Annotated in this window: 5 protein-coding genes and 2 pseudogenes; 4 read left to right on the top strand and 3 right to left on the bottom strand. The window is 69.1% G+C overall.

The features are described from left to right. Nucleotides 1-654, top strand: a 654-nt coding sequence (locus ASJ79_RS19305) for a PD-(D/E)XK nuclease family protein (protein WP_197420283.1), incomplete at its 5' end; no start/stop codon positions are given. Here ASJ79_RS19305 and ASJ79_RS19300 read toward each other — a convergent pair. After that, on the bottom strand, nt 639-1043 hold the full coding sequence (locus tag ASJ79_RS19300) for a hypothetical protein (RefSeq protein WP_067958616.1): 405 nt from the start codon (nt 1041-1043) through the stop codon (nt 639-641). The genes ASJ79_RS19305 and ASJ79_RS19300 overlap by 16 nt on opposite strands. 46 nt (nt 1044-1089) lie before the next feature. Here ASJ79_RS19300 and ASJ79_RS19295 point away from each other — a divergent pair, with 46 nt between their 5' ends. Continuing rightward, on the top strand, nt 1090-2169 hold the full coding sequence (locus ASJ79_RS19295) for a TrkA family potassium uptake protein (protein WP_067958614.1): 1080 nt from the start codon (nt 1090-1092) through the stop codon (nt 2167-2169). Beyond that, entirely contained in the window at nt 2166-3092 is a 927-nt protein-coding gene (nudC, locus tag ASJ79_RS19290; RefSeq protein ID WP_067958611.1) for an NAD(+) diphosphatase, read from the top strand. Before ASJ79_RS19295 ends, nudC begins: the two co-directional genes overlap by 4 nt. Nucleotides 3093-3099: 7 nt before the next feature. Here the strand turns inward: nudC and mrx1 are convergent, their stop codons facing one another. Beyond that, the gene (gene mrx1, locus ASJ79_RS19285) at nt 3100-3351 is read right to left on the bottom strand and encodes a mycoredoxin Mrx1 (protein ID WP_067958609.1); all 252 of its coding nucleotides are present in this window, start codon (nt 3349-3351) and stop codon (nt 3100-3102) included. 69 nt (nt 3352-3420) lie between these two features. On the opposite strand from mrx1, the pseudogene ASJ79_RS19280 reads away from it, so the two are divergent. Further along, nucleotides 3421-4455 (top strand): annotated as a pseudogene (locus ASJ79_RS19280) (ATP-dependent helicase); the annotation flags it as partial. Here ASJ79_RS19280 and ASJ79_RS32480 read toward each other — a convergent pair. Then, nucleotides 4452-4578, bottom strand: a pseudogene (locus ASJ79_RS32480) (type I pantothenate kinase); the annotation flags it as partial. The pseudogenes ASJ79_RS19280 and ASJ79_RS32480 overlap by 4 nt on opposite strands.

Here is a 4578-nt window from a genome sequence, read left to right as displayed (position 1 = left end):
CACCAAGATGTCCATCAGCGCGGAGGACGGGGAAGATGCGTGCGCCCGCGTCGACCGGCGCTGGCTCGGACCCGTCAGTTTCGACGAATGCCGGCTCGCCTTCCGCATGTCCTACGACGCCGCCCCGACTCACACGCGTTGCTGGGCACCGCATTCCATGAATGGGTGCAACGGTACTTCCAGGCCGAGAAGTTGTTCGATCTCGACGACCTGCCCGGCGCGATGGACGCCGACCGCGACGACCGGGGCGAGCTCGAGGAACTCCAGAACGCGTTCGCCGTGTCGCCGTGGGCTGCCCGCACCCCGATCGATGTGGAGGTGCCGTTCGACATGATGCTCGCCGGGCGGGTGGTGCGTGGCCGCATCGACGCGGTCTTCGCCGACGACGACGGTGGAGTGACCGTGCTGGACTGGAAGACCGGGGAGCCGCCGTCGACCGATGAAGAATTGCGGCACAACGCTGTTCAGCTGGCGGTGTACCGGCTGGCGTGGGCTCGGCTGCATGATCGCCCGGTGTCCTCGGTGCGCGCGGCTTTCCACTATGTGCGGTCCGGGCGCACGGTCGTCCCGGACGGCCTGCCCGACGAGGACGCGCTGATCGCGTTGCTGGCCGCGCAGCCCGGCGGTGAGGAGGTCGCTCAGCTCTCGCGGTAGATCTTCCACGCCTGCGTGATCATCGGGATCTGCAGGGGCAGGCGGGCGATGGCACCCAGCCGCAGCGGAAGTGACTTGGACGGATCGTCGAACCACAGCCGGACCATGTTCACGTTTCCGGGGAACACCCCGACGAACAACGCGATCGCCGACAGCGCGCCGGCTTTGCGGGTCTTCCGGGTCAGCAGCAGTCCGCCGACGCCGATCTCGGCGACGCCGGAGGCGTAGGTGTAGAAGCGCTGACTGCCCGGCAGCTCCTCAGGCACGATGGCGTCGAACGGCTTCGGGGCGAGGAAGTGCAGGATGCCCATCCCGACCAGCCAGGCACCCATCCGGGCGCCGCGTGAGGACGTGGTGATCTGCTGCAGTGCCGTCGACGACGTGGCCATGATTACATTGTGCTGGTGTTGACGCCTCATGCGATGACCGGCCCCCGTGGCTAAGGGGCGGCTGCGGCGGCGGATGCGCCGGTTCGATCAGTCCCTGGCTGATATGCCGGTCCACGCGCTCACCGACCGTGTGCAGATCCCGGCCGAGACGGTCAGCCCGGGGCGGCGCATCACCGTCCGCGTCATCTATGCACTCGGCGCGTTGTTCGCCGCGGTGTTGATCGTCTATCTCGACCGCGACGGATACCGCGACAGCCAAGAGAATCCGCTGTCCTTCCTGGACTGCCTCTACTACGCGACGGTGTCCCTGTCGACCACGGGCTACGGCGACATCACACCGATCACCCCCGAAGCGCGACTGGTCAACGTGCTGGTGATCACACCGCTGCGCGTGGCGTTCCTGATCGTGCTGATCGGTACCACCGTCGAAACCCTCACCACGCAATCGCGTCAGGTCTATCAAATCCAGCGCTGGAGGAGCAGATTGCGCAACCACATCATCATCGTCGGCTACGGCACCAAGGGCCGGACCGCCGCCGCGGCGATGGTCGGCGACGAGATCGCGCCCGGCGACATCGTGGTCGTCGACGAGGACGCCGCGGCCCTCGAGCGCGCCAAGAGCGCCGGTCTGGTCACCGTCCGTGGCACCGCCACCGACTCCGAAGTGCTGCGACTGGCCGGGGCCCAGCACGCGAAGACCATCATCGTCGCCGCCAACCGCGACGACACCGCCGTCCTGGTCACGCTCACCGCCCGCGAGCTGGCCCCGAACGCCAAGATCATCGCCGCGGTGCGGGAGACCGACAACGAACACCTGCTCAAGCAGTCCGGCGCGGATTCCACGGTGGTGACCTCCGAGACCGCGGGGCGCCTGCTCGGCATCGCGGTGCAGACGCCCAGCGTCGTCGAGATGATGGAGGATCTGTTGACCCCGGACCGGGGCTTCGCGATCGCCGAACGGGAGGTCACCCCGAAGGAGGCCGGCGGCTCACCGCGCCATCAGACCGACATCGTTCTCGGCGTGGTCCGTGGCAACCGCCTGATCCGCGTCGACGATGCCGAGGTCGACGCACTCGAGTTGGGGGACCGGTTGTTGTACATCCGGTCGGCGGACGAGGAGCGATGACAGCGTTCCGGCTGCGCAATGTCCCGCTGCTGTCCCGGGTCGGCGCCGACCGCGCCGACACGCTGCGCACCGACATCGACGCCGCGGTCGCCGGCTGGGCCGACGCATTGCTGCTGCGCGTCGACCGCCGCAACCAGGTGCTGATCTCCGACGGCCGTGCGGTGCTGAACCGGGCCGCCTCTGCCGGTGACAGCCCGCCCGAGGGCGCCGTGTTCCTGGGCAAGCTCGACGACGGCCGCCACGTGTGGGCGGTGCGCTCCGAGCTGGAACCGCCGGAGGATCCCGGCGCCGCGACCGAGGTGCTCGACCTGCGGCGCACCGGCGACGTGTTCGACGACGTCAGCGCCCAGCTGGTCGCCACCGCGACCGCGCTGCTGAACTGGCACGACAGCGCCCGGTTCAGCCCGGTCGACGGCGCACCGACCAAGCCGATCAAGAGTGGCTGGGCGCGGATCGATCCGGTCACCGGTCGCGAGGAGTTCCCGCGCATCGATCCCGCGGTGATCTGCCTGGTGCACGACGGCCACGACCGTGCGGTGCTGGCCCGTCAGACGGTGTGGCCGCCGCGGCTGTTCTCCATCCTGGCCGGCTTCGTCGAGGCGGGGGAGTCGTTCGAGTCGTGCGTCGTCCGCGAGATCGCCGAGGAGATCGGGCTGACCGTCACCGACGTCGAGTACCTGGGATCTCAGCCGTGGCCGTTCCCGCGGTCGCTGATGGTCGGTTTCCACGCGCTCGGCGACCCCGAGCAGCCGTTCTCGTTCAACGACGGCGAGATCGCCGAGGCCGCATGGTTCACCCGCGCCGAGATCCGCGCGGCGTTGGATCAGGGTGACTGGAGTTCGGACAGCGCGTCGCGGCTGCTGCTGCCCGGATCGATCTCGATCGCCCGGGAGATCATCGAGTCCTGGGCCGCGCTGGACTGAGCCGGGCTCAACCGGCCAGCTTGGCCTTGACCTGCTTGATGCTGGGGTTGGTCAGCGTGGAGCCGTCAGGGAACTTCACCGTCGGCACGACGTGGTTTCCGCCGTTGACCGATCCGACGAACTCCGCGGCGGCCGGATCGGCCTCGATGTCGACCTCGGTCCAGCTGATGCCCTCCGACTTCAGCGCCATCTTCAGGCGGAAGCAGTAGCCGCACCACGTGGTCGTGTACATCGTCAAAGTGGCTTCGTCAGCGCTCATAAGCCATTCAACGTAGTCGACCCGCCGGACATGCCCGTCCCAGACCCGCGCTTGTCGGGCCGCGCTGACATGATGGTCGCCATGTCCCCGACGGCCTCCCGTGACCGGCTGCTGGGCGACCTCGACGACGAACAGCGCGAGGCGGTGCTCGCACCCCGCGGTCCGGTGTGCGTGCTCGCCGGCGCCGGCACCGGTAAGACCCGTACCATCACCCGGCGCATCGCCCACCTGGTGACGGCCGGGCACGTGGCGCCCGGGCAGGTACTGGCGGTCACTTTCACCCAGCGGGCGGCCGGGGAGATGCGGGGCCGGTTGCGCGCGCTCGGCGGCGATGACGCGGGTGCCTCCACCGAATCCGTGCAGGCTCAGACGTTCCACGCCGCCGCGCGGCGCCAGCTGGCGTACTTCTGGCCGCGCGTCGTCGGCAACACCGAGTGGCAGCTGATGGACAGCAAGTTCGCCGTCGTCGCGCAGGCCGCCAACCGGACCGGGCTGCCCACCGGCACCGACAACGTCCGTGACCTCGCCGGCGAGATCGAGTGGGCCAAGGCGTCGCTGATCACGCCGGAGGCTTACGCGCAGGCCGTCGCCGACGCCGGCCGGGACATCCCGTTCGACGCGGAGAAGGTCGCGACGGCCTACGCCAACTACGAGACCCTGAAGTCCCGCCGCGAGGGCTTGGTGCTGCTGGATTTCGACGACCTGCTGCTGCACACCGCCGCCGCCATCGAGAACGACGTCGCCGTGGCCCAGGAGTTCCGGGACCGGTACCGCTGTTTCGTCGTCGACGAGTACCAGGACGTCACACCGCTGCAGCAGCGGGTGCTCGACGCCTGGCTGGGTGGCCGTGACGACCTGACCGTCGTCGGTGACGCCAACCAGACCATCTATTCGTTCACCGGCGCGTCGCCGCGCTACCTGCTCGACTTCTCGCGGCGCTTCCCCGAGGCCGCCGTGGTGCGGCTGGAACGCGACTACCGGTCCACTCCGCAGGTGGTGTCGCTGGCCAACCGCGTCATCGCCGGCGCGCGCGGCCGGATGGCCGGCAGCAGGTTGCACCTGATCGGTCAGCGCCCGCCCGGGCCGGAACCGGTGTTCAAGGAGTAGTGGTGGAAGTGCGAGGCCGGGTCGGCGAACGCGCCCTCCCGCATCGACAGGAACCGGGAGATGTACCAGTTCTCGATGTCCTCGATGCGGGCGTCGACGTAGACGGAGAAGTCGAACAGG

Source organism: Mycobacterium sp. NAZ190054 (assembly GCF_001545925.1).
Lineage (GTDB): Bacteria > Actinomycetota > Actinomycetes > Mycobacteriales > Mycobacteriaceae > Mycobacterium.
This window is presented reverse-complemented; position numbering and strand designations above follow the sequence as displayed.

Excerpts from the sequence above, each read along its gene's own strand:
- ASJ79_RS19300 (WP_067958616.1), bottom strand. The coding sequence starts at position 1,043 with ATGGCCACGTCGTCGACGGCACTGCAGCAGATCACCACGTCCTCACGC.
- nudC (WP_067958611.1), top strand. The coding sequence starts at position 2,166 with ATGACAGCGTTCCGGCTGCGCAATGTCCCGCTGCTGTCCCGGGTCGGC.
- mrx1 (WP_067958609.1), bottom strand. The coding sequence starts at position 3,351 with ATGAGCGCTGACGAAGCCACTTTGACGATGTACACGACCACGTGGTGC.